This is a genomic window from Bradyrhizobium diazoefficiens USDA 110 (assembly GCF_000011365.1).
Classification (GTDB): domain Bacteria; phylum Pseudomonadota; class Alphaproteobacteria; order Rhizobiales; family Xanthobacteraceae; genus Bradyrhizobium; species Bradyrhizobium diazoefficiens.
In genome coordinates this window covers 1898376-1924778 of the sequence record NC_004463.1, presented here as the reverse complement: position 1 = coordinate 1924778, position 26403 = coordinate 1898376, and the positions used below count along the sequence as shown (strand labels likewise).

General features: G+C 57.9%; 25 protein-coding genes and 1 pseudogene. 2 read left to right on the top strand and 24 right to left on the bottom strand.

Annotation, left to right across the window (positions count from 1 at the left end; translation table 11 throughout):
* Positions 1-8: 8 nt before the first annotated feature.
* The 8 genes from BJA_RS08885 to BJA_RS08845 form a co-directional block, all read right to left on the bottom strand.
* Positions 9-368 carry a DUF3024 domain-containing protein gene (locus BJA_RS08885; protein ID WP_014497964.1) on the bottom strand — a complete coding sequence of 120 codons (360 nt, stop codon included), beginning with the start codon at positions 366-368 and terminating at the stop codon, positions 9-11.
* The gene (locus BJA_RS08880; RefSeq protein WP_014497965.1) at positions 307-624 is read right to left on the bottom strand and encodes a hypothetical protein; all 318 of its coding nucleotides are present in this window, start codon (positions 622-624) and stop codon (positions 307-309) included. Before BJA_RS08880 ends, BJA_RS08885 begins: the two co-directional genes overlap by 62 nt.
* Positions 621-935, bottom strand: a complete 315-nt coding sequence (locus tag BJA_RS08875) for a nitrogen fixation protein NifZ (RefSeq protein ID WP_028153326.1) — start codon at positions 933-935, stop codon at positions 621-623. Before BJA_RS08875 ends, BJA_RS08880 begins: the two co-directional genes overlap by 4 nt.
* A 250-nt stretch (positions 936-1185) precedes the next feature.
* Entirely contained in the window at positions 1186-1410 is a 225-nt protein-coding gene (locus tag BJA_RS08870; protein WP_011084569.1) for a 4Fe-4S binding protein, read from the bottom strand.
* A gap of 10 nt (positions 1411-1420) precedes the next feature.
* Positions 1421-2920 (bottom strand): nitrogenase cofactor biosynthesis protein NifB, encoded by a 1500-nt coding sequence (nifB, locus tag BJA_RS08865; RefSeq protein WP_011084568.1) that lies wholly within the window; start codon positions 2918-2920, stop codon positions 1421-1423.
* A 747-nt stretch (positions 2921-3667) separates the two neighbouring features.
* Entirely contained in the window at positions 3668-3892 is a 225-nt protein-coding gene (gene nifT, locus BJA_RS08860; RefSeq protein ID WP_011084566.1) for a putative nitrogen fixation protein NifT, read from the bottom strand.
* Positions 3889-5070, bottom strand: a complete 1182-nt coding sequence (gene nifS / locus BJA_RS08855; protein ID WP_011084565.1) for a cysteine desulfurase NifS — start codon at positions 5068-5070, stop codon at positions 3889-3891. Before nifS ends, nifT begins: the two co-directional genes overlap by 4 nt.
* A 323-nt stretch (positions 5071-5393) precedes the next feature.
* Positions 5394-5714 carry an iron-sulfur cluster assembly accessory protein gene (locus BJA_RS08845; RefSeq protein ID WP_011084564.1) on the bottom strand — a complete coding sequence of 107 codons (321 nt, stop codon included), beginning with the start codon at positions 5712-5714 and terminating at the stop codon, positions 5394-5396.
* Positions 5715-5973: 259 nt separating this feature from the next.
* Between BJA_RS08845 and BJA_RS08840 the strand changes: the two genes are divergently transcribed.
* Positions 5974-6564: a hypothetical protein gene (locus tag BJA_RS08840; RefSeq protein WP_014497969.1), complete on the top strand. Its 591-nt coding sequence runs from the start codon at positions 5974-5976 to the stop codon at positions 6562-6564.
* 21 nt (positions 6565-6585) lie between these two features.
* Here BJA_RS08840 and BJA_RS08835 read toward each other — a convergent pair whose 3' ends face one another.
* The 10 genes from BJA_RS08835 to nifD all read right to left on the bottom strand — a co-directional run bounded on the left by BJA_RS08835 (position 6586) and on the right by nifD (position 16954).
* Entirely contained in the window at positions 6586-6969 is a 384-nt protein-coding gene (locus tag BJA_RS08835; protein ID WP_011084562.1) for a Rieske (2Fe-2S) protein, read from the bottom strand.
* Positions 6970-7567: 598 nt separating this feature from the next.
* Positions 7568-8401, bottom strand: a complete 834-nt coding sequence (locus tag BJA_RS08830; protein WP_232208720.1) for a host specificity protein — start codon at positions 8399-8401, stop codon at positions 7568-7570.
* An 892-nt stretch (positions 8402-9293) separates the two neighbouring features.
* Positions 9294-9587: a ferredoxin III, nif-specific gene (gene fdxB, locus BJA_RS08825; protein WP_011084559.1), complete on the bottom strand. Its 294-nt coding sequence runs from the start codon at positions 9585-9587 to the stop codon at positions 9294-9296.
* 10 nt (positions 9588-9597) lie between these two features.
* A complete protein-coding gene (locus tag BJA_RS08820; protein WP_026312876.1) occupies positions 9598-9792 on the bottom strand; it encodes a CCE_0567 family metalloprotein in 195 nt (64 codons plus the stop codon).
* 19 nt (positions 9793-9811) lie between these two features.
* Entirely contained in the window at positions 9812-10276 is a 465-nt protein-coding gene (locus tag BJA_RS08815; RefSeq protein WP_011084557.1) for a NifX-associated nitrogen fixation protein, read from the bottom strand.
* Between the two features lie 6 nt (positions 10277-10282).
* Positions 10283-10678 (bottom strand): nitrogen fixation protein NifX, encoded by a 396-nt coding sequence (nifX, locus tag BJA_RS08810; protein ID WP_011084556.1) that lies wholly within the window; start codon positions 10676-10678, stop codon positions 10283-10285.
* Positions 10675-12084 carry a nitrogenase iron-molybdenum cofactor biosynthesis protein NifN gene (nifN, locus tag BJA_RS08805; protein WP_011084555.1) on the bottom strand — a complete coding sequence of 470 codons (1410 nt, stop codon included), beginning with the start codon at positions 12082-12084 and terminating at the stop codon, positions 10675-10677. Before nifN ends, nifX begins: the two co-directional genes overlap by 4 nt.
* 9 nt (positions 12085-12093) lie before the next feature.
* Positions 12094-13737 carry a nitrogenase iron-molybdenum cofactor biosynthesis protein NifE gene (gene nifE / locus BJA_RS08800; RefSeq protein ID WP_011084554.1) on the bottom strand — a complete coding sequence of 548 codons (1644 nt, stop codon included), beginning with the start codon at positions 13735-13737 and terminating at the stop codon, positions 12094-12096.
* Between the two features lie 92 nt (positions 13738-13829).
* Positions 13830-15386, bottom strand: coding sequence for a nitrogenase molybdenum-iron protein subunit beta (nifK, locus tag BJA_RS08795; protein ID WP_011084553.1), 1557 nt, complete (start codon positions 15384-15386; stop codon positions 13830-13832).
* Between the two features lie 65 nt (positions 15387-15451).
* The gene (nifD, locus tag BJA_RS08790; protein ID WP_011084552.1) at positions 15452-16954 is read right to left on the bottom strand and encodes a nitrogenase molybdenum-iron protein alpha chain; all 1503 of its coding nucleotides are present in this window, start codon (positions 16952-16954) and stop codon (positions 15452-15454) included.
* 598 nt (positions 16955-17552) lie between these two features.
* On the opposite strand from nifD, the pseudogene BJA_RS08785 reads away from it, so the two are divergent.
* Positions 17553-18579, top strand: a pseudogene (locus BJA_RS08785) (IS3 family transposase); the annotation flags it as partial.
* Between the two features lie 186 nt (positions 18580-18765).
* On the opposite strand, the gene BJA_RS08780 reads toward BJA_RS08785, so the two are convergent.
* The 6 genes from BJA_RS08780 to hypC all read right to left on the bottom strand — a co-directional run bounded on the left by BJA_RS08780 (position 18766) and on the right by hypC (position 26131).
* Positions 18766-19830 (bottom strand): IS630-like element ISRj1 family transposase, encoded by a 1065-nt coding sequence (locus BJA_RS08780; RefSeq protein ID WP_011084549.1) that lies wholly within the window; start codon positions 19828-19830, stop codon positions 18766-18768.
* A 143-nt stretch (positions 19831-19973) separates the two neighbouring features.
* The gene (locus BJA_RS08775; RefSeq protein WP_011084548.1) at positions 19974-20168 is read right to left on the bottom strand and encodes a 4Fe-4S binding protein; all 195 of its coding nucleotides are present in this window, start codon (positions 20166-20168) and stop codon (positions 19974-19976) included.
* Positions 20169-20706: 538 nt separating this feature from the next.
* A complete protein-coding gene (gene ald / locus BJA_RS08770) occupies positions 20707-21819 on the bottom strand; it encodes an alanine dehydrogenase (protein ID WP_011084547.1) in 1113 nt (370 codons plus the stop codon).
* 384 nt (positions 21820-22203) lie between these two features.
* Complete coding sequence (hypE, locus tag BJA_RS08765; RefSeq protein ID WP_011084546.1) at positions 22204-23250, bottom strand: hydrogenase expression/formation protein HypE; 1047 nt, start codon at positions 23248-23250, stop codon at positions 22204-22206.
* A complete protein-coding gene (gene hypD / locus BJA_RS08760; protein WP_028154318.1) occupies positions 23247-24389 on the bottom strand; it encodes a hydrogenase formation protein HypD in 1143 nt (380 codons plus the stop codon). The genes hypE and hypD overlap by 4 nt, the downstream gene beginning before the upstream one ends.
* Positions 24386-26131, bottom strand: a complete 1746-nt coding sequence (gene hypC, locus BJA_RS08755) for a HypC/HybG/HupF family hydrogenase formation chaperone (protein WP_011084544.1) — start codon at positions 26129-26131, stop codon at positions 24386-24388. Before hypC ends, hypD begins: the two co-directional genes overlap by 4 nt.
* Positions 26132-26403 lie beyond the last annotated feature (272 nt).

The following is a 26403-nucleotide window of genomic DNA, read 5'->3' as shown; positions in this document are numbered from 1 at the left end:
GTGGTCCTTCATTGCCAGAACAGGCGCTCAGGATCCGCATTCAATTCGTCGATTGCAGGGATCAAGCGATGATAGAGGCTGTAAAATTCCCAGACTCCCCCCGCATGATTTTTGCGAAACAGCTTCCAGATCCCGGTCACGCCATCATAAAGGATCAGCGCGACATCGACGAGCGCGCCATCCTTGTCGATATTGCGCGAGCAGCAGGGACTCTCGATGCAGTAGCCGCCCCACACGGGCGTCACGTTTGGCGAGACGTAGAGATAGCGCTTCCGCGCGCTCAAGCCGCGTTCGATCCGTTTGCGATCAAGCTCGTTGAGATGACGCGCCAACCCCGGTTTTACTTTCCTCATCAGTGCGGAATTCATGATGAAAGCCTCCCTTCAATGCCTTTTGATGTTCTCTTGAACTCCAGCAGATGAGCAGCTCCTCACCAAAATCAACGATAAAGATAGGCTCATGCGCTTTGTTGTTGAGAGTATCGATGACGGTCTGGCGGCTCGGCCTGGCGGCGAGCGAAGCTCCGTCCGTCTCCGTATCGACCGATGAGCGGTGCTTGATCAGGTCGGCTGTCGGTTTACCCCGCTGGCCCCACCAATATTTTGGAAAACCTCGCTGAGTCATGACTCCTCCGGTAGTGGCAAATCATCGACCTCCTCGCCTGCATCCACTGGCTCAAGTTCCTTGCGTTTCATGCCAACGCGGTAGCCGCTTTCCAAAAACTCCACGCCGTAGATGTAGAATTGCTGCAAGAACGTGCCGATCGAGACGACGTAGCCCACCTCCCCCTTCTTGACCAAGACGTCTCCGATCTCCTTGCCGGGATAGGTGCCATCATTCCGGATGACGCGATTGGCGCGAAGCTTTTGGCCAAAGCTGAAGGCGGGTGGGTCGCTTAGCTCGACGGCGTCGCTATCCCGGAGAATTCTGTTCATATTTCGCTCCTCATGCACCGACGGCGCGGGGGCACGCCGAGGGGACACTCTGCTCCGCATCACGAGGCGCCCTCGAGCGCCGAAATGTCGCCAGGCTGTGCTGCCCGCCAGCAACAGCCCCATCGCAGGAATCCAGAGCGGCCACCGTCCGTAAGAGCAGACGCCGGCGCCTGCGGAGCCGCCAGTTCGCAGCGCGACGTTTGGGACGTGTTCAGCACCAGCGATTGCATTGCCGGTCAGGCTCCACACTTCAGACGGGCGCCTGGTAGCGAGGCAAGGCCCTGTCAACCACGCAGGTGTTGTCGACCGGACAGGCAGCGGCACATTGCGGTTCGTCAAAATGCCCCACGCATTCGCTGCATTTCGCCGCTTCAATGACAAAGTTTCCCCCCTTCTCCGAAATAGCAACGTTCGGGCATAAAGGCTCGCAAGCTGAGCAGCTCGTGCACTGCGAGGCGATGATTTTGAATGGCACATATTCCTCCTTACGCCGCAGAGATCCGATCTCCAGGCCAACGCGGGGGCACGCCGCGCTGCACATGCTGGATCTCCCCGCGCTTTACTTTGCCGACATAGGCCCTGAACCAAGCGATCGTCGACTTCTCAATGTACTCATAGGCGAATTGATCGACCGGCTCGATCCCAGCCTTGATCAGGCCGCTCTTGGGGCAGCCGCCGATCTTAGCCACGAAGACCGCGTGGCAGTCACGGATGTCGCGCATGATCACGGATAGCCTATCTTCCTCGCCATAGCCGGCCTGGCAGTAACCCTCCACACGACGTAGCCCGACGAACTTGGCGCCGGATGTGGAGAGCTCGTACAGTTGGAATTCCTTTGCATGTCCAAAGTGCTCGTTGATCAATCCCGAGCCCTTAGTTGCGACGGCTACTAGAACAGTGATCGCGCTCATCTCTCCGGAGACTCCCGCCAACTCCTTTTGACCGGCCGCGACTTTGGAGACGCGCTCATTCTCTACCCTTTTTTGATAAGCCTTGCGCATCTCTAGGTCATAATGGACGTCCATTTTCATCACCTGATCATTGGTGAACTCCGCGCTGCGATCCTCGCCGAGTAGACCGACCGCATCAGCGCGGCACTGCCGGCAATGCCGCATCATGTTTATCTTCCCTTCGCAAGCATCTTGCAGCGTCTTCAATTCTTGAGCCGTCGGACCGCGCTGACCGTTGAGGCCAAATGCTGTTCCGTGCTCGGGTACGGAGATCAGCGGCATGATATTGTGAAGGAAGGCACCGCGCGACGTGACCGCCTTGTTGACCTCGACCAGGTGGTCATCATTGATATTGGGGATCATCACCGAGTTGATCTTGCACAAAATGCCCCGTTCGCTAAGCATCTCGAGCCCTTGAAGCTGGCGATTGGTGAGTATCCTTGCCGCCTCGATGCCGGTGTATCGCTTGTGGTTGAAGAAGATCCATGGATAAATCTTGGCTCCGATTTCAGGATCGACCATGTTGATGGTGATGGTGACGTGGTCAACTTTGGCCCTCACGATGGTATCGACATAGTCTGGCAGCGCTAGTCCGTTGGTTGACAGACACAGCTTGATGTCAGGAGCAGCCTCGGTGACCAACGCGAGCGTTTTGAACGTCTTTGCTGGATTGGCCAGGGCATCGCCGGGACCAGCGATGCCAAGTACCGTCATCTGCGGAATGGTCGTCGCGACCGCGATCACTTTTCTCACTGCCTGCTCAGGGGTGAGCTTCTCGCTCACCACACCCGGACGCGATTCATTGGCGCAGTCGTATTTTCGGTTGCAGTAGTTGCACTGGATATTGCAGGCAGGTGCGACCGCGACATGCATGCGAGCGTAATGATGGTGCGCATCCTCGCTGTAACAGGGATGGTTTTTCACCCTTTCCCAGATTTCGACCGGCAGATCGCCTCGGCCGGCCTGCGAGCCGCAGCTCGCCCGCCCGGTCTTCGCCGAAGCGCGGCAGCCCTTATGCTCGGTTATGGACTGCATGATCTTCCCGCTATTGACCGCTGCTTTGATATATTTTCCGCGCTCCACGACCGAGATCACTCCCCTGCAAGCATCGACGCCCACAGATCATCCTAGAGCGCGCTTCAGGAAGATTAGCAACTTGCATGCCGTGGCGAGGATGATGCGAATGCAACCACAGTACACCGAGTAGGCGCAGCGATAGCGTTGGCACTTGCAAGACAGCAATGATGAGCTTGTTGGCAAAGCGACAGATGCGTCGCCATTCTCACTCGGGGCTCCATCTCGTGTGCTTTTCACTCTCGCGGGGCTCGCCCCGATCCAGCTCATCTGAACGGGCTTTCGCGCGCTGCCGCTCTCAATTGGCCCGATCCGAACTGGGGAAGCCGGACATCATAAGGCCAATACTAGGGCAACACGCGTCCGAATATGACAGGCAGCAATGAGGGCCAAAGATGATGGTGCAATCGCCTTGTCCCGACTGGCTGAGTAAACCCCGCCTCATCAATGCCGTCGCGGCGGGCCGACGTTTGCTGATCTTGATATGCTGCGCCGCAGCCAGTCGACCCCCAAAGCCCCGAGACAGCGCCGACTTACCGGCGAATAAGCCGACCGATGCATCTGGTGTGCTCAGCACATCGCATTTTCAATTCCCTGATGCCAGGACGAGAGAGACGACAATGATCTCGGTCCCCAGGGCGGGCGCCAAGGTCGGCGAGAGTAACCTTTGCATCCGCCGCATCGACAGCGCTCATCTCCGTGAGCGCTTCATGGATCGTCGCCGCTCTCATCCCGCTTCTTCGCGTCGATTGTGATCGGTAACCGTGTGTCGCTCGCCATCTCGGGCAAATCGAGCACCCAACCGTTAGCGACTTTGATCCAGCCGCCCCATAGGGTCTCGTACTCGGAGGCCACGATTGACTCTTCGATATCCTTTTTTGGCACGTAGATTGACAAGCCCGTGTCCGGAGAGCGGCGGATCATGATTTTCACGAGGTCTGCTCCCTGACCGTGGCGCGGGAGCTGGCGCGCATGCGAGTCACGATATCTGACACAGCGCACACGGCCTCATCGACTTCGGCGAGGGAGGTTTCGCGCGAAAGAGAAAAGCGCACGGCGCCGTGCATCCGCCACGCAGGCACCTGCATGGCACGCAGAACATGCGATGGCTGCATTGAGCCCGACCTGCAGGCTGACCCGAGCGATACGGCGATGCCCGCCCGGTTAAGACGGTGGGCAATCGCTTCACCTTCGAGATGGTCGAAGGCAATATTAGTCGTATTCGCCAAACGATTGCGAATGTCGCCAAGCACAACGCACTCGCCATTGCGCAAAATTCCCTGCTCAAGGCGGTCACGTAACGCGCCAATGCGGATGCGCTCGGGTTCAAGCCGCTCCGCCGCAAGTTCGGCAGCTTTTCCTAGTCCGACGATTCCGGGAATATTCTCGGTCCCAGCGCGCCGCCCTCGTTCCTGTGATCCGCCGCAGATCAGCGGCTGGAATTTTGTCCCTTTACGCAAATATAACGCACCTACCCCCTTCGGGCCGTGCAGTTTGTGCGCGGATAGTGAAAGCATGTCGATCGTGCTGTCCTTTAGGTTTAAGCGTACTTTACCAATGGCCTGCACCGCATCTGTGTGAAATAGCGCTCCCGCCTCACGGGTCCACCCGGCCAGACACTTCACGGGAAATATCGTTCCGGTCTCGTTATTGGCCCACATAACCGAGGCAATCGCTGTGCGTGGCCCAAGCGCGCAGCGAAACGCCTCGATGTCGAGCCGGCCGCAAGCATCTACGGCAATAATGCGCGTCTTGACTCCCCTTGCCGCCAATTGCTCCGTTAGCGCAAGTACGGCGGAGTGCTCAACCGAAGTGGTGACAACCTCGTCTCGACCTTCCTGGGTTGCAAGTGCCGAGAGGATTGCGGCATTATTGGCTTCGGTCCCTCCCGAGGTGAAGACGATTTCGTGATCGTATGCACTACCTAGCAGGCCGCTCAAGCTTCTCCGTGCCTGCCTCACCGCAATTGCGGCCTCGTTGCCAAAGGCATGCGCGGACGAGGCATTGCCGAATTGCTCAGTGAAGAAAGGCAACATGGTTTGCACGACGGATGGATCAGTTCGCGTCGTTGCATTGTTATCGAGGTAAATCGGCGCTCGATTCTCGCTCACTGCACCACCCCGCCTGCAGCAACAACGAGGACCAGGCGATCCAAACCTCCGATCTTACCTACCAGGTGCCCCTGAATCCCTTCTAGACTCACGCTCGGAAGCTTGTACGGCTTGCCAGCATTGTCGAGCCGCGCCAAGAGCATGCTGCTATCGTGCCGATCAGCTAACAGGCGCCAGCTTCGGCTTGGCGATTGGGTCCGATCTCTTCGTTCGCGCAGCGAACGGGACCCTCTCGCATCGTGGGGATCGACGAGTTCTTCAGTCGGTCTGGTTCGGCCGGTGTGGTTCATTGCCCTTTCCTTATCGCCTGATCAATGTTTCCATCAGCCGAATGATTTTCCACAGGAGCAGTTGGTGGCCGCGTTCGGGTTATGAAAGGTAAAGCCAGAGCTCTCCGGTGCCAGCACGAAATCGATGGTTGTGCCGGCCAGATGCTCTCGGCTCTTGCTATCGACAAACACCTTGAGCCCATCGCAGTCGATCACGGTGTCGTCAGGCTTTGGCTCATCGGCGATGCCCATCTTGTATTTGAATCCATTGCAGCCGCCTGCTTCGATCATGACGCGCAGACCACCCGCCCGCCGCTCCGAAGATGAAATCGCGCTCTTGATTGCATTGACTGCGCTATCGGTCAGGTTGATCACGTCTTTGCCTCGTCAGCTTAGGCCCAGCTAAGAGCAAGTCACGTGCCAGCGCGCAGACGCCTGATGATGCTCATTTCCGCGCCCCTTGGCTGGCAACGGATGTCGGGTTCCTGACAAGGCACGTAAGGCGGTGCCAGCCACCGGCGCGTTTTCTTTCCGAGCTTCACTGAACGCCGCCACGCAGGCGACGGCAGGCAATTTGCATCGCATCTGGCTCCGACAACGCGTCGGTGAAGAGCATAGATCAAGGACAGATTTAATGACCGCTATCGAGAACACTGCACTCGGCAGACTTGAGAAGGAGAGCCGCCTTCTCAACGCCGTATTCAAAGGCGCGACCACCAAGCCGGGCCGGTTCGGCTTTCGCGGCGACGTCGCACTAAAGTTCCAGACTCAGGTCGCGGACGAGAAACGACCGCCAGACTATTCCATTGAGCAGGTTCTGACGATCGCCCAAAACGGAGAACGCACTATCCCCGTGCTGGCCGGCTACCTACATTCCTTCGCGTATCTTGTTGACGTCGCGACCGTCCTCGACGGTGCCTTGAGCCCAATCGGCAGCTATTTCATTTTCTGCAACAACATCGATTTGCTGGCGAAGTATCGAGTTAAGCTCGGCGATATTAACTTCCACGTCTTACCCTGCGATGAATCCACGGTTTGGAAGGAGATGATGGACTTGGTCGGGCTGAACAAGGACGACATCAAGAAGCTCGATCCGGCCGGCAAGCTTGATTACCTCCTCGATGCCACAAGGGATCTCGATCTATCCTATGAGGAAATCTCGTATGACGACGGACTAAAGAGGATGGAGGCTGTGAAAAACCGCAACGAGAACCGCCCGGTCTGAGGGCGGTCTTCAGTTGTTGGCTCATGCATCGTCCTCCGCGAGATGCACACCGACGGCGCAGATGTCGCCATCCACAACTACCAACGCGATCGGCGTAAGCGCTCTACCTTGACATGGACCTTCGACGCACCGCCCGGTGCCGAGTTCGAAGGTCGAACCGTGCTTGCCGCACATCAGCCGGATACCGTTTGGATCGAGGAATTCGTTCTGCTCCCAGTCCAAATTGACGCTGTGGTGCGGGCATTTATTGACATAGCCAAGCACCTTCTTGCCCCATCGCACCACAATGATGGGCCACGGCCGGTGATTGCCGTCATCTTCGAGGACCATAAGATGAAATCCGATGGCCTGGCGGCTCGGAATGTCGTTAAAGCTGCAAATCGCATAGACGAGAGTTGGCTGCATAGGTTGCTCTTGCAAGACTTAATTGTCGCTGTGCAATTGCCCCTGCAATAACCGTACGAGCGCCGAAACGAATCGTGTCTGGTCATCCGACGCGCAAACTTGGCTATTTCAGCAGATCTCGTTGCACAGCGGCGTATATTTCAGACAAAGGAACATTGAGCCTTCTCGTTCCCTCCGTGCTAGCTGCAGAACTGCTGCTCCGCGCTCCGGGCTTGCCGGACGGCCAAACGCGGCGGATGTCGCTGCTGCTCGTTAATGGCCACGCCGCATAGCGGGGCCACGGTGCCCTCCGATGGCGTATGTCTCACGGCGTCGCGGCCTTCGCAGAAGAGCCATGTGCTCGCTTCCAGCCGGCGCAGGGCGCGCGCAGCGAGCGCGCGCCCCCTTTGAACTAAGACTGTTGCGCCCGCGCTTTGAACGGTCAAACGCCCATCACTTCAGGTTCGGTGTTGCTATTGCAGCCACCTTACTCCATGCGCGTTCGGCAACATGCACTTCAAGCAAGGTGACGGCTCATCGTGCAACAATTCGCTTTCGAAACTGAGTGTCGATATCACTGCTCTCAGCTTTCGAAAAATGGCTCAGGGTCGCCGTTGCGTTACTCCATGCTTAGCCCCGTGAGGACGCGCTCCAAATAGACTGACGGATCATCTTCGTCAGAATAGTCCGCCTGGACCGTCGATTCAGCGGCGGCATCATCATCCTCCACCTTACTAAGGTACTTCGTAGGCTTGCCTACTCGCTGCCACTGGTCGTTCTCATTCTTCGTCCACACCTCGGGATGCTGGTGAGGATCAAGCACCCAGTGATTTCGACCCACATGAACAAAACCCATTTCTGCTAGGCGGGGTTCCATGCCGGGCAAGCCTGGTTTTGACAAGATCAAGGGATCATCACCATCCTCTCTCAGCTGGTACTCAAGCAAAATATCGCCCGCGTTCTCAACCAGGGGATGAGTGACCCGAAGGTCCACCACGGACGTGAGATCGTTGCGCCCAAACTTTTCCCGGAAGGTCTCCCCCTTGATCCGAACCGGACCTCCTGCTCTCAACAGGCCAACTGTTTCGTCACCCAATTGATAGCTGAAGAAGCGCACGGGCCTGGCTGGATCATAGTGAGTGGCGCTATAGCTGCCAGCAACCGTTGCTGCCCGCTCAGCTTTCTTTGATACGAAGTCTGAGTACTCTTGCGGATTAATGGCGATGTTCATGATGTCGCGGCCCAAAAATCTCTGCAGCCCTCGATCGAAGGAAAGCTGGTCGATCTCAACAATGGGCGGACCGGAATTCAGATAGTACGCCCTTGTTTCAGATGACGACCCGCCTGGCTCCATACCTGCAAGTGTTTCCGCAAAGCGGGGGCTATCTCCCGGTTCATCAACTTGATTAGCGCTTGTGGATTGGCTGGATGAGCCAACGACTCTGCCATACATCAGATCGCTCTCCTATCGGCAACATTGCACGCGATTGAGCTCATGCCGCGCAAGCTCGCGTTCATAATATACAACCTAACTGACCACAACCTGACCTAAGCATCTGCCGGCGCTCGGAGGCTGCGGCTGCGCAATCCGCAAGCGAGTCACGCACCCGCTGGCCAGCAATCGCAGGCTGATGGCGTGCGATATTGTCCGCGCTTGATCATCAAAAATGTGACGTTCAACGGCGCAGATCTGCAGCACCGCCCTTTACTTTCGGTCGTCGCTGCCATTGACCAATGCAGCCGTCTATCGAGGATCGGCGGCGTGCGCGCAGAATTGCTGCCCGGTGCTTTTGTCGCGGCGTCCGCGACTCGCACGTGCTATTGCACTGTCATCCAATTCGGAGCAGCACCATCCGGTCCCAGGATAGAATCGCGAAGACACAGGTGCCACCATCACATGCGCTTCAACGCGATCGGCGGCTATGATCGGCCGGACAATTGTAAAACCCGTGGACCGCGGCAGACTTTCGCTCCTGCCGATCCCGCAACCGAAGGCCACAGGATAGGATGAGCACGACTGGCTCCGAAGGAAGTGCCTATTCGGAAAACCGACTAGACGACCACGACGGTAATATGATCGCCCGCCCAAGGCCAAGTCGCTTTTCGACAAAACGCGGATCCTGCGATACGAGCGAGACTTGCAAGCAGGCGCCAGACAGCCGGTATGGCTTGCCTCGGGGCTGAGCAGCATTCGGCCATGCGCATCTCCGCTCGTTCCGTCTTGCCATTCAGGGAAAAAATCGGGCCATTCGGGCCGGCTGGCACGAGTCTCCGTTGCGGATTGACCTGATCCAGCGGGGCCTCCCTCCACGCGCTGCGGCGAACGGGAGATAGATCCCCTTCGCTCATGCAGCTGCGGCTGGGACGTGGGTCTGGCAGCTGGCCGGGCAAACCCTATCGCACGCACCGCAGCCGATGCAGGCGCCCTGATCGTTCAGAACCATAATCTTTTTTTCGACTTCATCGTCCGCGTCATTGTCAAGGTTGACGAGTTCGCCCTCCTCGTTGATGCCTTTCAAAGTCATGACATCTTGACCGCACACCTTGAAACAGCGGCCACAGCCGATGCACTTCTTGGCATCGATCGAGGCTAGGTATTGTGGCATCCAGTCGCGGCCGTCTCGCGTTGCAAATGACATGCATTGCCCTTCAAGTATTTTCCAGCTCTTTTAGCTCGCGACTCTTGCGCTCCAGTTCGACATAGACATCGTACGCCTTCTGCGCCACCGCCATAATCGACGTCCAGTTGATGGGCAATTCTTCCGAAAGGTCGTGCAGATCCATCTTGGCCTGTATCGCCTTGGCGGACACTTTCTTTAGTTCGGCCTTCAGTATTTCACTGATCGCCCATGAGTGAGTATCCTCAATAGTTAGCCACGTCTGGAAATTTCCGAATCAGGCCAATTCCCTCGCTGACATATCTATCCCCCTCTTGAGCCAGCTTGACGCAATTATCGAATCCCAAGCGATGCACGTCGCGCAGCTGCTTGTTTACGGCGACCAACCGCCCTGCGATGAGCACTATGCGCCCGAAGCCTTCATGATGCAGCTTCAGGATCGGCTGAACCATAATGCCGGTCTCCCTCTCTACTGACAGGCCGACCGCATTGAAGAACAACTCAAGCCGCCATAGTGTATTGGGATCGGGATCACCGATGATCGGCAATGCGCGTCGTCTCTCCCTGTTCAGGATATAGGGTTCGAGCAGATCAAGGTCGCTCTTCCCTTCCCAGGCTTCATTGGTATCCTGGGCGCGCCAAAGCTTGACTAACTCGATTAGAAATGGTGCGTCGACGACGCTGCCCTGCTGCGCTATTTTTGCGGTCATATCATCTCATTCGTCGAACTCAAACGATCGCGGTTGGTCCTTTGCAAGGACCTTGCGCAGCCAGGGAGGTGGCGTGCCCTTCAGCACCGACTCGAGCTTTTCCAGCAACACGTGAATGCTTTCCGGTTTGCTCACCTTGATAGGATGAATTTTGCTGGCCACCACTCGCGCAGCCGCGGCACCACCAATGGCCGCGACGTATAGGATGGCGCAATCCTTGATCGCCTGGATCTTTGGCGCCAACTTGTCACCACTGCCGTCCTCCTCAAGATCGCCCTCAAACTCGATAGCTTTAAGAAAGACATGCCCGCTGGGCGCGACATCGTAGATTGCAATATTCTTTGCCCAGCCAAAATGAGCATCGACGCGTCTCAGATCCTGAGTGGCAAAAGCGACCTTCATGCAATTGACCTTTCAGGCGCGCCAGTGGAGCGGCGATGCCCCACGTGTTGTGGCAGTCCGGGCGTGGTCCGCCACCTATCGGGTGTAGGTCGGTCGTTCTCGTCGCGATGCGCGATCACGAGATTGGCGATTTGGAAGATCACATTGCGGGTACCACGATAGCCGACGGATACTTGGTGGCCCGCGCCAAGCCGATCGAATATCGGAAAACCTACGCGATAGAACGGCACTTTCAGCCGCCCCGCCGCTTGCCTTCCATGCGAATGCGTGATCAGCAGATCGCAATGCTTTTCTTTTGCAAATCCTTCCAGATCTTCGAGGTCACCAATGAGAACCTCCTTGGTCCTGATTCGCTCGATCACCTCAGACTGAGTGGTCGTCACGGCGACGGTCACCTGCGCGCCCATATCGTGCAGCATGCCGGATAAATCGAACAGAAGGTCTGGCTCGGCACCGATCGCGACTTTGCGGCCGCCAATATGGAAGTGCGCGTCCAACATAGCATCGGCGAGCTGACTGCGCTGGCGTCGATATTTCGAGGGTATCGGGCGCCCGCTAATCTCGCTCAAAAACATCATGAAATCGTCGTTTGGATGAAGACCACACAGTCGCTCGAACACACGAAAAGGCACCCCGGTTTTAGTCTGCATGACCTCAGCCGCGCGCTGCATCTGCGCACCGATTGCAATGGTCCACCCTGCGCGCCCCATGCTCGCGATCTCGTCGACGTCAATGCCGCCGATGGTCGTTGACGTAAACTCATCGGGGATATGCCCGTCGAGCGATCCCGCCAAGTCAGGGAGAAAGGAGGGGTACAATCCGAAATCCTCCAGCAAGGCACGGAGTTCATCAAGGTCGCCGGGCGTCAGGTGACACCCCGGTAGAACATTTACCTTCGAGGGATCCCGCAGGCCATTGGCACTTGGCCGGTCCACCAGCACCTCCACCATGCGTGCAACTGCCTTCTCCCACCCATCCTGGAACGCGCCCTTGAAATCAGGCGTTGATACATATACGAGCGGCAACTTTGTGAGTTGCGGATACGCACTCCGGATTAGTTTGAGGTACGCTTCCACATCGTCGCCGTTGGTCTCGGTGACACCGGTCGAGCAGATTCCGATGATCTTCGGCTTAGCGCGCTTGGAGATGTTAAGTATCGCCTGCTCCAAATTTTCATATCCGCCGAGTACGGTCGCGACCTCGCTCATCGCGGTGGTCTGCAGCGGTATTGCTTCTTTGAAGTGCCGGACAAAGAGCGTGAGACCGAAGGATGTGCACCCCTGTGAGCCGTGCAGAAGCGGCATCGCACCGCGCAGCCCCATGAAGGCGTATGCGCCGCCGATCGGCTGGCTCATCTTCAGCGGGTTGACAACGCAGGCTTTTGTCGGCGCCGTGACCAGGGCCATGGCGACTCCCTACTCTGCGGCCTGTCGCATATCAGATGGCTCGGACATCAACATATCTTCGATGCGTCCTTGACAGCAGCCACCGGCCGCATTGGTATGCTCTCGGACCGCTGCGACGCTCCTCAAGCCGTGCACGGAGATTGCGTCCTCAATCGTGCCCAGATCAACCCTGTTACACACGCAGATATTCCTCGCGCGGCGCGCTGTTTCGGCGAGGACCGGATCGCCGGCGATCGCGGCCATGGACTGCATCTGCTCCCGCGCTTTGGCCAAAGCCTCCCATGGCGCTGGCCGACGTAGCTGCTCCCACATCGGGCTTGAGAGCGAATTATCGATCTCCTCCACCAGCTTGACTATTCCGGCATAGCCCATATAGGCGTGGCAACGCTCCTGGTTGATATCGACCCATGGCACCGCCGCCTTCAGCGCGACAAATTGCGACTTGCCGCCCGATAGCATGATGTCCGCTTCTGCGTCCTTCAACATCTTGTACATTTCGCGCGCAGTCATGTCGTCGATCATGTGGGCATCCTGCCCCATGAGCTCCTTGATGCGCTCCTTGTCTTCCATGGTCGATTTCTTCACACTGGTTCCGACTAATTCCAGCCCGGCTTCCTGGAGCGCCGAGACGACCGACCATGACTTGACACCGCCGGTCATTAACAAGGCCCTTTTGCCTTCGAGTCGCGGCTTGTACGGCTGGATGGCAGCCCACGCCCGCGCTTCCTCGCGCGCGATCACCGCTTCGGTGCGCCCGAGCAGATCTGCCGGGGCGCCGCGCTCAACCAATAAGCGGGCGATCTGGCGTAGCGATTCGCTTGAATCCTGAATACCGTAGAACGACCCCTCGAAGAATGGGATCCCGTAACGTTGCTCCATCTTGCGTGCCACGTTGATCATGGATTTTGAGCACACCAACATTGCCGCCCGCGCGCGATGAGATGAAGCGACTTCGCGGTATTTGCCATCGCCCGAAATGCAGCAGAGAATTCGCACTCCAAGCTCGTCTAACACTGGCTTCACCTGCCAGAGCTCTCCTGAAAGGTTGTATTCTCCGATCAGATTGATGTCGTACGGCGTGGTGTAGTCCGGTTCTCGCGTGCCGATCACGTAGTCGAGCAAGGCTTCGCCCGCGAGCTTGTTACCGAGGTTTTTCGAACCGGCGAAGCCCGGAGAATTGATCGGGATCACCGGTTTTGAGAATCTTCGCGACGCTGCCTTGCAGACTGCATTGATGTCATCGCCGATCATCGCCGGGATGCAGGTTTGATAGACGAAGATTGCGGGCGGATCGCACTTGTCGATGATCTCCTTGATCGCTTTGCACAGCCGCTTCTCGCCTCCGAATACAATATCGGTTTCGCTCAAATCGGTTGTGAAAGCGGTGCGCCACAAATCCGAGCCGGACGACGCCGCGCCGCGATTGTCCCAGGAATTACCTTCGCACGCGATCGGGCCATGTACCAAGTGAGCGACATCGGTGAACGGCTGCAGCGCAACCTTCGCGCCGTCGAAAGCACAGCCACCCGCAGCGCTACCCGGCTGCAACTGTCTGGTACAGCCGTTCCTGCGTTCCGCCTCAGACTTACTGCCATTCTTGGCGCAGCCCGGCTCGTCGAAGATATCCTGGACCGTGGCCGCCAGTGAACTCATCCTGCTTCCTCTCAGGGCAACAAATTGTAAACTCAACCGTTATGTGCTCGTGCCATCGTCCAGTCCTGGACGATGGCACGTGTAGTTGCTCATCAACGAATGATGTCGAAGCTGTAGTCGGTTTTGCCAAGAATGTTGGTCTTGTTGTCGATCTCGTCGAAGATCTTGTCCAGGATCTTGACCAGCACATTCAGACCGCCCTGATAGCCCCATATGGGGGAGCGGTGATGGTGATGCCGGTCGAAAATCGGAAAGCCGATGCGGATCAGTGGCGTTGCGGTATCACGCTCCAGATACTTCCCATAGGTGTTGCCAATCAGAAAATCGACCGGCTCGGTGAACAAGAGTGAACGCATGTGCCAGAGATCCCGCCCCGGATAGACTTGGCAGCCCTGTCCAAATGGCGAGCTTGCAAGCAGCGCCTGCATTTTCTCCTGCCACGCTTTGTTGCCATTGGTGGACAGCACATGGGTCGGCTCGGCGCCGAGTTCGAGCAGAAACGCAGCCAATCCATAGCAAAGATCCGGATCGCCATAGATCGCGAACTTTTTGCCATGAACATGAGCGCTTGAGTCGGCAATGGCATCAACCAAGCGGCCACGTTCTCGCGCGAGTTGCTCCGGAATCTCCTTGCCGCTGATGCGTGACAGCGCGACGATAAAGTCATCCGTTGCTGATAAGCCTACCGGGTAGTTGAAGGATAGAACGTCCTGGCCATGCTCTGCCGCAAATGACAGCGTTTTTTCCGTGCACCATTGCTGCATGGAGATGGTCGCCTTGGCGTGAATCGCGTTCGCCGCATCCTTCAGCGTCGTACCACCGTCATACATCCGGAATTCGCCGTCTGTCGGAGTGTCGAACACTTCAGAATTGTCGGCGAGAACTGTGTGCTGGATGCCCATCAATTCCAAGATGCGCTTAATCTCGCGAAGGTTCCCGACGGTATATCCATCGAACCCGCCAATGATGTTGATCGCTCCATTCGGTTTGCGCTCCAGCTTCGGCGCTGTTCCGGCCTTGCCGTCCCAAAAATGCTCCAGAATGCCTTTGAGGGCATTGTCGTAGCCGGTGACGTGACTGCCAACGAATGCGGGCGTGTGGGCGAACGGCACGTCGAAGTCTGCCGGAACCGAGCCCTTTTCTTTCGACGTCTTGATGAAGGCGTTCAGGTCATCGCCGATCACTTCGGCCATGCAGGTTGTGGAAACCGCAATCATCTTGGGCTTGTACATCTTGTAGCTGTTCGCGAGCCCGTCGGTCATGTTGTTCAGACCGCCGAATACGGCAGCATCTTCCGTCATTGATGAAGAGACACAGGAGCTAGGCTCCTTGAAGTGCCGCGACAAATGACTGCGGTAATAGGCCACACAGCCTTGGCTGCCGTGGACGAAGGGCAGCGTGCGCTCAAAGCCGACAGAGGCGAATACGGCGCCAAGCGGCTGACACGCCTTCGCCGGATTTACCGCCAGCGCCTCCCGCGCGAAGTTTTTTTCGCGATATTCGGCCGTTTTGGTCCATTCCTTGATACGTTCGACCTCGGCAGGATCGCGCGGATTCTCGAATATCTTCTTCTTCGCCAGCATTTGCTGGTATTCTGGACCGCGGAACAGTTCGACATGATCGAGCACGTGTTCGGCACTCTGCGGCATCGGTGAAATCCTTCACTATCAGATTGGAATCGCCCGGGCTTTCCCGGAGAGCGAGACGAGTTGCGTTATTCTGCAGCCTGGAGCTTGGCGCTCGGCGCTTCCTTCCAGGGAGCTTTCGTTCTTTTCCAAATTGGCGAGTTGACGGCCATGTCCATGTCGCGCGCGAAGATCGCAAAGCCGTCATAACCGTGATATGGACCCGAATAGTCCCACGAATGCATCTGCCGGAACGGCACACTCATCTTTTGGAAAACGTACTTTTCCTTGATGCCTGAGCCGACAAGATCAGGCTGGAGTTTTTCGACGAAGCGCTCGAACTCATAGCCATTGACGTCATCATAGATGAGGGTGCTGTCTTTCACGTAGTGCTGAGCTGTGCGCTGATAGTCGTCGTTGTGACCGAACTCGTAGCCAGTGCCAATGACGTCCATCCCGAGGTCCTCGTACGCGCCAATCACATGACGCGGACGAAGGCCGCCGACGTACAGCATCACCGTCTTGCCCTCGAGGCGCGGGCGATATTTTGCAATCACGGCGTCCACCAGCGGCTGATACTTCTCGATCACTCGCTCGGCGCCTTCCTTGATCTTGTCGTCAAAATAACCCGCAATCCTGCGCAGTGAGTCCGCGATCTTTGAAGGTCCGAAGAAGTTGTACTCGCACCAAGGGATGCCGAACTTCTCTTCCATGTGGCGTGAGATATAGTTCATGGAACGGTAGCAATGCAGAATGTTGAGCTTTGCCTTCGGCGTTGCTTCGAGCTCGGCCAGTGAACCGTCGCCGGACCACTGCGCGATTACCCGTAGTCCCATCTCTTCAAGCAGAATTCGCGATGACCAAGCATCGCCGCCGATATTGTAGTCTCCGATGATCGCAACATCGTATGGTGTCGGCTCGAACTTTGGTTTGCCCTCGGCCTCGATATGCCCGAAAATCCAATCGCGTACCGCATCGTTTGCAATGTGATGGCCTAGTGACTGCGACACACCCCGAAAGCCCTCACAACGGACCGGCACGATGGTCTTGCCTCCATATTCTTTGGATTTCGCCCTTGACACCGCCTCGATATCGTCACCGATCAACCCTACCGGGCACTCTGATTGTATCGTAATGCCGTTGTTGAGTGGAAACAGCTCTTGGATTTCATCAAGGATTTTGTCCAGTTTCTTGTCGCCGCCAAATACGATATCCTTTTCCTGGAAGTCGGAGGTGAACTGCAGAGTCACGAAGCTATCGATGCCCGTGGTGCCAACGTAATAGTTGCGCCGCGAGCCCCATGAATATTGGCCGCAGCCAACCGGGCCATGGCTAATATGAACCATGTCCTTGATTGGTCCCCAGACCACCCCCTTCGACCCTGCATAGGCGCACCCTCTTATCGTCATCACGCCGGGTATGGATTTGATGTTGGACTTCACCCCGCAGTCCGACTTACCTGCTTGGTGCACGTTGAGGTGCTTGGCACGCCTTTTCGCGGTTTTCTCCGGATAGACCTTCAGCACCTCCTCGATCAGCTCTTTGTTGCGAGCCCTGATTTCTGCGACGCTGTTGGTCGTGGCGAGACTCATCTGGTGTCCTTTAAAAGGTTAGCTGTTGGGAGGGCGGCTTCTTGATCCAAGACTTTGCAACCGGCATGCCAGGGTCTCATGAGCACTAAAACTAGAACAACAACAGTTTCTTAGCGCGACTTGTACGGTGACGGGCTGTTGTTGCGAATCCGACATCTCGCCTTTGCGAGGGACTCTTGGTTTGGCGGTGTTCGAAATGGAACAAGGCGGCCGCGCGTGAAATTCACGGCGGAGTTTTTGAGTTTATGCGCGACAGCAACGCTCTGCGGTGTAAGGCGGAAGCAGGCCGCAAGTCTGGCTTCCAATCCTTCATACTTATTGAAACCTACAGGTGCTCACCTGCGATGTAATGACGTGCGCGATCTCGCGCTCTAGATCTCAAGGCGAGCTACCTCGACGCCACGTGAACTTCTTAGGCTCGTTAGATCACACGAGCATCGTCGCGCCTTGATAAGGGGCACGCACGATCACATCGATGTCTTCGCGTGCGTTGTACATGCCGAGGGACACAGAGCTGGCCCCGCAAATTCGGACAGTAGCTTGAGTGGATTTTCTGCCTGACAGCGGCGAGGATTCTTGCTGCGAATCAGGAGCGAAGATGACGAAGAAGAGCCGCCGGACGCATTCTCCGGCATTCAAGGCGAAGGTTGCTTTGGCTGCGGTCAAAGGCGGCAAGACACTGGCGGAGCTGGCGCAACTGTTTGATGTTCATCCGAACCAGATCACGATCTGGAAAAACCAGCTCCTGGAAGGCGCCGCCGGCGTGTTTGGGCATGACAAGACATCGGCCGAGACGCCGGTCGATTTGAAGGCGTTACATGCCAAGATCGGCGAGCTGGCGTTGGAAAGCGATTTTTTGTCCGGCGCGCTCACCAAGGCGGGCCTGCTGAGCGCAAAGCGATGATCGACCGCGGTCATGATCTTTCTATCGTGCGCCAGGCGAAGGTCCTGAAGCTGGCTCGCAGCACGGTCTACTATGAACCTCGGCCAGTTTCGGCCGAGGACCTTGCCTTGATGCGTCGGCTCGATGAGCTGCATCTCGATTATCCCTTCGCGGGAGCGCGTATGCTGCGATCGTTGCTGCGGCGGGAGGGCGTATACGCCGGTCGCCGCCACGTCGCGACGCTGATGAAGCGCATGGGGATCGAGGCGGTCTATCGTCGCCCGAACACGAGCAAGCCGGCTCCGGGTCACAAGATCTACCCGTACCTGTTGCGCGGATTGAAGATCGAGCGGCCCGACCATGCGTGGGCAATGGACATCACCTACATTCCGATGCGGCGTGGCTTCGTCTATCTCGCGGCGGTCGTCGATGTGTTCAGCCGACGGGTCCTGGCCCATCGCGTCTCGATCACAATGGAGGCGGCCTTCTGCGTCGAAGCGGTCCAGGAGGCGTTGGCGAAGCACGGCAGGCCCGCGATTTTCAACACGGACCAGGGCAGCCAGTTCACCAGCCTCGAGTTCACCGATGTGCTGCTGGACGCGAAGATCGCCATCAGCATTGCGTTGTGGCTAGGGGACGCGCCCGACGACTAGGCGCGTTGGACGGCAAGGGCGCCTGGCGCGACAACGTGTTTGTCGAGCGGCTCTGGCGCACGGTCAAATACGAAGAAGTTTATCTCCGCAATGGCCGCATGACCGTCGCCGACGATTTTGTCGTCGCTCTGGTCGGGCTACGCCCTCCCGACGCAACGACAAAATCGTAAAGCCCCGCGTTCAGCATAACCCGGCAGGAATCCACTTAAATCCAGCGGGGCGCTGTCCAAACAACCGGGGCCAGCTCTCTTCGAACACGGGGCTAGTCCCCGGAATCAGAGCTGAGTGATACGGCGGCCTTTGAAACGGCGTTGACGGACCTTTTTCTTGGTCCAGACGAAGGGCTCGGCTCTGTCGTTGTATGCGTTGACGTAGGCATCGATGTGTTCCTGAAGCTGCTTGAGGCTCGTGAAGGAGGTGCCGCTGAGCGACTGCCCCTGCAAGATGGAAAACCATACTTCGACCTGATTGAGCCATGGCGCACTTGTCGGCGTGAAATGAAATTGCACGTTGGGGTGGGCCTTGAGCCAGTCCTCGTTCTTTTTATGGGTGTTGAGGTTGTCGAGGATGACGTGAAGCTTGCGGTTCGGAAAAGCCGCGGTGACGCTGTTCATGAAATCGAGAAACTCGACGCGGCGCCGGCGTTTTGAATGGGTCGCGATGATCTTTCCGGTGGCGACTTCGAGCGCCGCAAACAATGTTGTGGTGCCATGCCGCTTGTAATCGTGGCTTTGGCCGGTTAAGGCGCGGCCACTGGGCAACTTCAGATAACCCTGCGCTCGCTCCAAAGCCTGGATCGAGGGCTTCTCGTCCACGCACAGCACAATGGCCTTCGCCGGCGGCGCGACATAGAGGCCGACAACATCGGCGGCTTTGGCCGTAAAGTTCGGGTCGTTGCTCTCGCACCAGGACTTGCGAGCCACCAGGTCAATCTTGTGGCTGCGCAGGAACCGCCAGACATATTGGACATCGACATCGCCCAGCGCCTCGGCCAGCAGGGGGCCGGTCCAGCGCGCAAACCCTTGCGGTGGCGGCTTATCCAGCAGCTTCAGAATCCGCTTGTCGGTCGTCTTCGTATAGATCGGCTGCTTGCCAGGCCGCGGCTTGTCTTGCAGCCCTTCAAGGCCATGGTCGGCATAGCGATGCCGCCAAAGGCTGACAATCCGCGGCTGGACCCCAACTTCCTTGGCGATCGACCGGGTGCTGCGCCCATCCGCCGCCAACAGAACTATCCGCGCCCGCTTCAAATCGCGCTGCAACGTCACCGGTGAGCGACAGCACGCCTCAAGCACCTTGCGATCTTTCCTCGAAAGGTGGACTTCTCTTGCTTCGGGTATCATCCCGACCTTGAATCACGACTCACGTTCCAAGAAAAGTGGGTACTAGCGAGCGAGGAAAACGGGAGACGGGTCGCAAAGGCGGCTGTTTTGGATATTATCTTCATCATGCTTCGTGCAGGAGCCCCTCTCATCGGCTGCCGCTCCTATGCGGGCACGCAAGTATCTGGCACGGGGCAAACCACGGCGCACTTTGGCGCGTCAGAATGCCCCTCACATTGGGTACACTGGGACGGATTGATCACATAGATGTCGTTCTTCAGGCTAATCGCGGCATTGGGACACTCGAACTCGCACGCACCGCAGACCGTGCATTGGGATGCGATTATCTTGTAGGCCATCAGTGCTATTCCATAAGCAAAAGGTGCGGAACAGTTTCTTGCTATCAAGTCTTGTGCCAGACATCTTGAGCTTGATTCATCTGAAGAAATTTCGATAACGCAGGTCGCCGACCCGATACGGTGTCGCAAATCCTACAACGAACATGACAATCTGATCTCGATCCTGTGGTTTGCGCATGATCGGTGTCACGGCCGTCAGCGATCAGGTAAACCACCTTCTCCAGCATTAGGGAACGATCCGAGATCCTTAAGGCCGCCTGCCGCGGCTATGATCGATGTGTCGCGACATCATGGAGCTGTCCGGGCAAGTATCAGGTCGCCCGCGGCGCATCTTGTCGGCTTCACTCAATGGGACCGGAAGGTACATCGTCTCCCTATCCTGGCGGCGGTTGAGGCAGGCGTTCGTCCGGTGATCCTCTGCTTCGTTCCGCACTCCTAATCAATACTGGCGGAGGTCAGTTGATTAATAGCCGAAAAAAAGAGCCACCCCGAAGGGTGGCCTTAGTCAGGGAGGAAACGCCCATGAGGGCCTCTGGGATCAGGCCGCAGCCTGTTCGATCGGGGAGAAGGGCAGCCCGAGGCTCTCGGCCACCGCCTTGTATGTTAGCCGGCCCCGATGGACGTTGAGGCCTGCGCGCAGATGTGGATTCTCGAGTACGGCGGAAAAACCCTTGTTGGCCAGAGCCAAACCAAACGGCAGGGTCGCGTTATTCAGTGCCTGGCTCGAGGTTAGCGGCACGGCACCCGGCATATTGGCCACACAATAATGAATGATGCCATCTACTTCGTATGTTGGATCAGCGTGAGTGGTTGGGCGCGATGTCTCAAAGCAGCCGCCCTGATCGATAGCGACGTCCACGAGTACGGCTCTCTTGCGCATTGAGCTCAGCATGCTCCGGCGGACCAGCTTCGGAGCGCTTGCCCCTGGGACGAGCACCGCACCAATCACCACGTCCGCCGCAAATACCTCTTCCTCCACGGATTCGATGGTCGAAAACCTAGTGCGAACCCGTCCTTCGAATAGCTCGTCCAGCTCACGGAGCCGGATGATCGAACGATCGATGATGGTCACCTCTGCGCCCAGACCAGCCGCCATGCGCGCGGCGTGCGTACCGACGACCCCACCTCCAATCACCACGATTCGGGCAGGCTGAACCCCGGGCACCCCACCGATCAGCAGCCCTCGCCCCCCTGTACTCCGCTTTAGAGCGCTACCCGCCGCTTCGATCGAAAGCCTGCCCGCGACCTCGCTCATCGGCGCCAGCAGTGGAAGACCACCATGAGCATCAGTTACGGTCTCATAGGCGATTGCAATGCATCCAGATTTCAAGAGGCCGGCAGCCTGTTCCGGGTCCGGGGCCAAGTGCAAATAGGTGAACAGGATTTGATCCTCACGCAGCTGGGACCATTCGGCCGGCTGAGGCTCCTTGACCTTTACGATCATCTCGCTCGATGCGAATACCTCAGCTGCCGAAGTTAAGATCGTTGCGCCGGCATTGCGATAATCGCCATCGGTTGCACCAATGCCAGCGCCGGCATTGGTCTCGATCATCACGCGGTGGCCCGCTGCCACGTATTCACGGGCAGCTCCTGGGGTAAGGCCCACGCGATATTCGTGCGCCTTGATTTCCTTTGGAACTCCGACCTTCATTTGAATACTCCCTGCCTGACGCGCCTTCTTATCGGAAGCGCGCAGCGATATCGCGACGCAGCCGGGCAAAATGGCGCAGGAATTCAGCGATATTTGCGAGGCTTCGCAGGATTTCAAACCCAGGGGTGCTGGGTAGATCGTGTGATCCTGTTCGCTGAACTTAGCCGTCGAAAACTGCGCGATGCCGGTGAATCGTTCCGAATTGCAGTCGCGGCCCGCAGAAAAGCCAACAACCGAAATCCAGCCTCGCCGAACTCCTCAAGCAGCAAAGACAGCAATTTGCCAATTAGGTAGGATTGCCTATCAAGCGAAACGCTTGTTGAGCTGAGGGCTAATGGCGTTGTCAGTAAATGGCGGCCAAGAAATGGACGTTGCGCAGCCTGTTCAACAGATCCGAGGCAATTGTTCCCCCCACAGCCAGTCGACGATTCGCCGGCCGCCGAAATCGGTCGTCATCTGCACAAATTTGTGATCGTCAGCCACCGCCTCACCGATATCGGCCGCATTGGACCCGAGGGGGTGCGCCTTCATGGCTGCGAGAACGGCATCGGCAGAATCCGGCGCCACGATCGCGACGAGCTTGCCTTCGTTGGCAACATGGATCGGTTCGAGTCCAAGCAGTTCGCAGGTAGCCGCAACCGCAGGCTTCACCGGAATCATCGATTCCTGCAGATGGAAGCCGAGCTCTGATTGAAGCGCGATCTCATTGAGAGCCGCAGCGAGCCCGCCGCGCGTAGGGTCGCGCATTACCCGGATGCCGCCACCGCCAGCGGCAACCATGGCCGCAGCGAGACTATGCAACGCTGCTGAGTCGGAGACGATTTCGGTTTGAAATGCAACGTTCTGACGCTTTGACATGATCGCCACCCCATGATCACCGAGGCTACCGGACAGCAGCACACGGTCCCCGACCTTTGCCTTGTCAGCGGAAAGATCGAGCCCATCGGCCACCAGCCCGATCCCGGTCATAGAGATGAACAGACCGTCCGCCTTGCCACGCTCGACCACCTTGGTATCCCCGGCAATGATATAGACGCCGGCGGCACATGCCGCCGCGCCCATCGACTCCGCGATCGTCTTGAGATCCGAAAACCGGAAACCCTCCTCGATGATAAAGCTGGCCGACAAATAGAGAGGACGCGCACCGGACATCGCGATGTCATTAATCGTGCCGTGCACAGCCAATGACCCGATGTTGCCGCCAGGAAAGAACAGTGGCGAAATCACATAGCCATCAGTCGTCATCACCATCCTGCCTGCGGTAACATCGAACGCCGACTGATCATTGGAGCCGGCGAGCCATTCATTACCGAAGGCCTGATGAAAGAGGCCGGAGATTAGCTGTGCCATGGCACGGCCTCCGGCCCCGTGGGAAAGTTCAACGCGTCCGTTCTCCACATCGAGCTTGCGTTGATAGGCTTTCACGCTCATGACGTCTGCCTCGCCTGCTCATCGCGAACTCGGCGATAGGTCCAATACGCCGCACAAGCTCCTTCTGATGACACCATGCAGGCTCCTATGGGCGTTTCCGGCGTGCAGATATTGCCAAACAACTTGCAATCGATCGGCCGTTTGGCGCCACGCAGGATCGCGCAGCATTCGCAGGCCGGATTGTCTGCGACACGCAGGTCATGGATCGCAAAGCGCGTCTCGGCGTCGAATTTTGCATATGATTGCTTCAGCTTCAGTCCGCTGTTGGGTACCAGTCCAAGCCCGCGCCATTCAAACTGCTCACGCAGCTCGAAGACCTGCGAGACCTCCTCCTTGGCGCGCCGGTTGCCTTCGCGTGTCACTGCACGGCTGTATTGGTTTTCCACCTCGTGGCGGTTTTGGTTCACTTGCCGCACCAGCATCAGGACAGCCTGCAGCACGTCGAGGGGTTCAAATCCGGCGACCACGATCGGCTTCTCGAATTGTTCCGCCATGGGCTCGTAAGGCTGCGTACCGACAATGGTGCTGACATGTGCAGGCCCGATGAAGCCGTCAATGGGGACCCCGCCCGTGTTGCGGATCTTCGGGTTCTCGAGAATGCGGTGCATCGCAGAGGGCGTAAGAACGTGATTGCAGAACACGCTAAGGCCCTCGAGCCGCTTGTGCTCGGCAATCCTGATCATGACCGCCGTCGGGGGCGTCGTGGTCTCAAATCCGATGGCAAAGAAGACCACTTCGCGGCCCGGCGTCTGTTCGGCGAGCCGGATAGCGTCGAGGGTCGAGTAGACCATCCGAATGTGGGCACCCAGCGCTTTGGCAAGCAACAGGGACTGCCCTTGCGACCCAGGCGCGCGCATCAGGTCGCCGTAGACGCACAGAATGACCTCTGGCCGCTCGGCGAGCCGGATCGCCATGTCGATACGGCTCGCCGGCAGAACGCAGACGGGACAACCGGGCCCGTGGATCATCCGAACGTTCGCGGGCAGCAGATCCTCAAGACCGTAGCGGGAGATTGCATGAGTGTGTCCACCGCAAAATTCCACGAACCGGTAGGCTCGTTGTGAACTGACCTCAGCGTCAATTGCTCGCGCAAGTCCCTGCGCGATAGTCTTGTCGCGAAATTCGCTGGAATATTTCACGATCGGCATTCCTTCGCAGCGCCTAGCTCCTGCAGGAGCTCTAGCGTGCGCTTGGCTTCCGCCGGATCGATCTTAGCGAGCGCATAGCCGACATGGACCAGGACGAAATCGCCGACGTCGAGCTCGTCGAGGAGGGCAATCGATATCTCCAGGTTGACGCCATCGATGAACACGAGGGCCATTTCGTTGGGAAGAATTTTCGCGATCTTTGCCGGAACCGAAAGACACATATCAGGCAGCTCCTGCCCGGCGGGCGGCTGTTGAGCAATCTTTAGAGCCGCAATCCAGGCCTGGCCGAGGCTCAAACCGCCGTCATTGGGCGGCAGCCGTCGCGGTACCAGGGGGGTAAGACCGGCATCGCTGCACCCCCGCGGGATTTTGTCCGCCAGCACCGCGTTCAGGAAGCAGCCGCCGCTCAGAACCACGGTATTGATGCCGGTTGTCCGCGCAGAGCGTGTGACCCAGTCAACGCAGGCAGCGGCTAACGTGCCATGAAACAGCCCGGCTCCTCCGGCAGCGTCAATGTCATCAGCAATCAAACGTGAAAATAGCGGACCAAGGGACAGCACGCCGCCCTCGATCGTCCAGCCGGCTTCCAGAATCGTAGTACCCCGCACCAGCGCTTCGAGCTTCAACGCTGCTTCGCCGTCATAGCTCTGCAGATTCGCAATACCTAGCAGCGCCGCTGCCGCGTCGAACAACCGTCCCGCACTGGTCGTGGTGGTCCCGCCCGGCTGATCGAGCAAGTCCGACAGACAGCCGGCTTGCCGCTGCGCGGCAAAGCGCTGCCCGATTTCGTTACCCCGGCCGAGCCCGTGTAATACTGCGCTGGCCATGCGCCACGGCTCGCGGGCTGCACGATCTCCACCCGGTATCTGCAGGGGCGCTAAGTGCCCGATGCGCTGGGACGACGTCTCTTCGCACAACAATAATTCGCCACCCCAGTTACCGCCGTCGGAGCCAAAGCCATGGCCATCGAGCACCAGGGCAAGCGCAGGTCCCGCATGGCCGTGCTCAGCGATTACTGCGGCAGCGTGTGCATGGTGATGCTGAACCGCGACTAGCGCGCGAGCATTTGCTTCCGCAAACCGGGTAGAAGCCATATCGGGATGCAAATCATGGGCGACGGCGACAGGCTCCACGCCGAGGCTCGATGTGAGGTGCCGGATCGTCTTCTCGAACGCACGGATGCTTTCGGCCGTATTTAGATCGCCAATATGCTGAGAGACGAACGCTTGGTCGTCCCGCGTGATGGTGACGGTCGACTTCAGTATCCCGCCGACGGCGAGCACGGGCGGGACAGACCTTGCAAGCCGAATTGGCTCGGGAACATAGCCGCGAGCACGACGGATGAATTGGTCCCGGCCAGCGGCCACCGAAACCACGGAATCATCAGCGCACGCCAAGATATCGCGATCATGGGTCACGACCAGGTCGGCGACCCCCTTGAGCTGTCTCAACGCCTCCACGTTATCGATCAGCAGGGGTTCGCCGTAGAGATTTGCACTGGTGACAACGATGACCGGGCCAGCCTCTCCACGCTGCGGCAACGCGGCAATAAACTCAGACGTACGGTGCCCCTCGACCTCGATGAGAACGCCCTCGGGACCATTGATGACAAATCCCGCCAATCCGTACCGCATGGCTAGTCCATAGACGTAGGGACGAAAGCCAACCCCTTGCACTGCTCCACTCACGCGCACGCGCAGTCGCTTTCGATCGCAGGTGGCTGCGGCGCTCATCGCCTTGCGTCCTCTAAGGCGCGCCTCTGACGGCGCGCCTGCCTGTTGATCCAGGCGTAGAGCGCGCCAAAGCCCTCGCCAGTACGAGCCGAAACGACAAGCACGTCAATCTTTGGGTTGACCCGTCTGGCATACTCAGAGCTGGCCCCGGTTGTTTGGACAGCGCCGCGCTGGATTTAAGTGGATTCCTGCCGGGTTATGCTGAACGCGGGGCTTTACGATTTTGTCGTTGCGTCGGGAGGGCGTAGCCCGACCAGAGCGACGACAAAATC

Bases quoted from the DNA above. Each gene is read 5' to 3' on its own strand.
- BJA_RS08815 (WP_011084557.1), bottom strand. From the start codon at position 10,276: ATGACCGCAAAAATAGCGCAGCAGGGCAGCGTCGTCGACGCACCATTT.
- BJA_RS08885 (WP_014497964.1), bottom strand. From the start codon at position 368: ATGAATTCCGCACTGATGAGGAAAGTAAAACCGGGGTTGGCGCGTCAT.
- nifD (WP_011084552.1), bottom strand. From the start codon at position 16,954: ATGAGTCTCGCCACGACCAACAGCGTCGCAGAAATCAGGGCTCGCAAC.
- BJA_RS08880 (WP_014497965.1), bottom strand. From the start codon at position 624: ATGACTCAGCGAGGTTTTCCAAAATATTGGTGGGGCCAGCGGGGTAAA.
- nifN (WP_011084555.1), bottom strand. From the start codon at position 12,084: ATGGCCCTGGTCACGGCGCCGACAAAAGCCTGCGTTGTCAACCCGCTG.
- nifK (WP_011084553.1), bottom strand. From the start codon at position 15,386: ATGCCGCAGAGTGCCGAACACGTGCTCGATCATGTCGAACTGTTCCGC.
- nifE (WP_011084554.1), bottom strand. From the start codon at position 13,737: ATGAGTTCACTGGCGGCCACGGTCCAGGATATCTTCGACGAGCCGGGC.
- BJA_RS08780 (WP_011084549.1), bottom strand. From the start codon at position 19,830: ATGATACCCGAAGCAAGAGAAGTCCACCTTTCGAGGAAAGATCGCAAG.
- ald (WP_011084547.1), bottom strand. From the start codon at position 21,819: ATGAAGGTCGGAGTTCCAAAGGAAATCAAGGCGCACGAATATCGCGTG.
- hypE (WP_011084546.1), bottom strand. From the start codon at position 23,250: ATGAGCGTGAAAGCCTATCAACGCAAGCTCGATGTGGAGAACGGACGC.
- fdxB (WP_011084559.1), bottom strand. From the start codon at position 9,587: ATGTCATTTGCAACGCGAGACGGCCGCGACTGGATGCCACAATACCTA.
- BJA_RS08775 (WP_011084548.1), bottom strand. From the start codon at position 20,168: ATGGCCTACAAGATAATCGCATCCCAATGCACGGTCTGCGGTGCGTGC.
- BJA_RS08875 (WP_028153326.1), bottom strand. From the start codon at position 935: ATGAACAGAATTCTCCGGGATAGCGACGCCGTCGAGCTAAGCGACCCA.
- nifB (WP_011084568.1), bottom strand. From the start codon at position 2,920: ATGCAGTCCATAACCGAGCATAAGGGCTGCCGCGCTTCGGCGAAGACC.
- BJA_RS08840 (WP_014497969.1), top strand. From the start codon at position 5,974: ATGACCGCTATCGAGAACACTGCACTCGGCAGACTTGAGAAGGAGAGC.
- BJA_RS08830 (WP_232208720.1), bottom strand. From the start codon at position 8,401: ATGTATGGCAGAGTCGTTGGCTCATCCAGCCAATCCACAAGCGCTAAT.
- nifX (WP_011084556.1), bottom strand. From the start codon at position 10,678: ATGAAGGTCGCTTTTGCCACTCAGGATCTGAGACGCGTCGATGCTCAT.
- BJA_RS08835 (WP_011084562.1), bottom strand. From the start codon at position 6,969: ATGCAGCCAACTCTCGTCTATGCGATTTGCAGCTTTAACGACATTCCG.
- hypC (WP_011084544.1), bottom strand. From the start codon at position 26,131: ATGAGCGCCGCAGCCACCTGCGATCGAAAGCGACTGCGCGTGCGCGTG.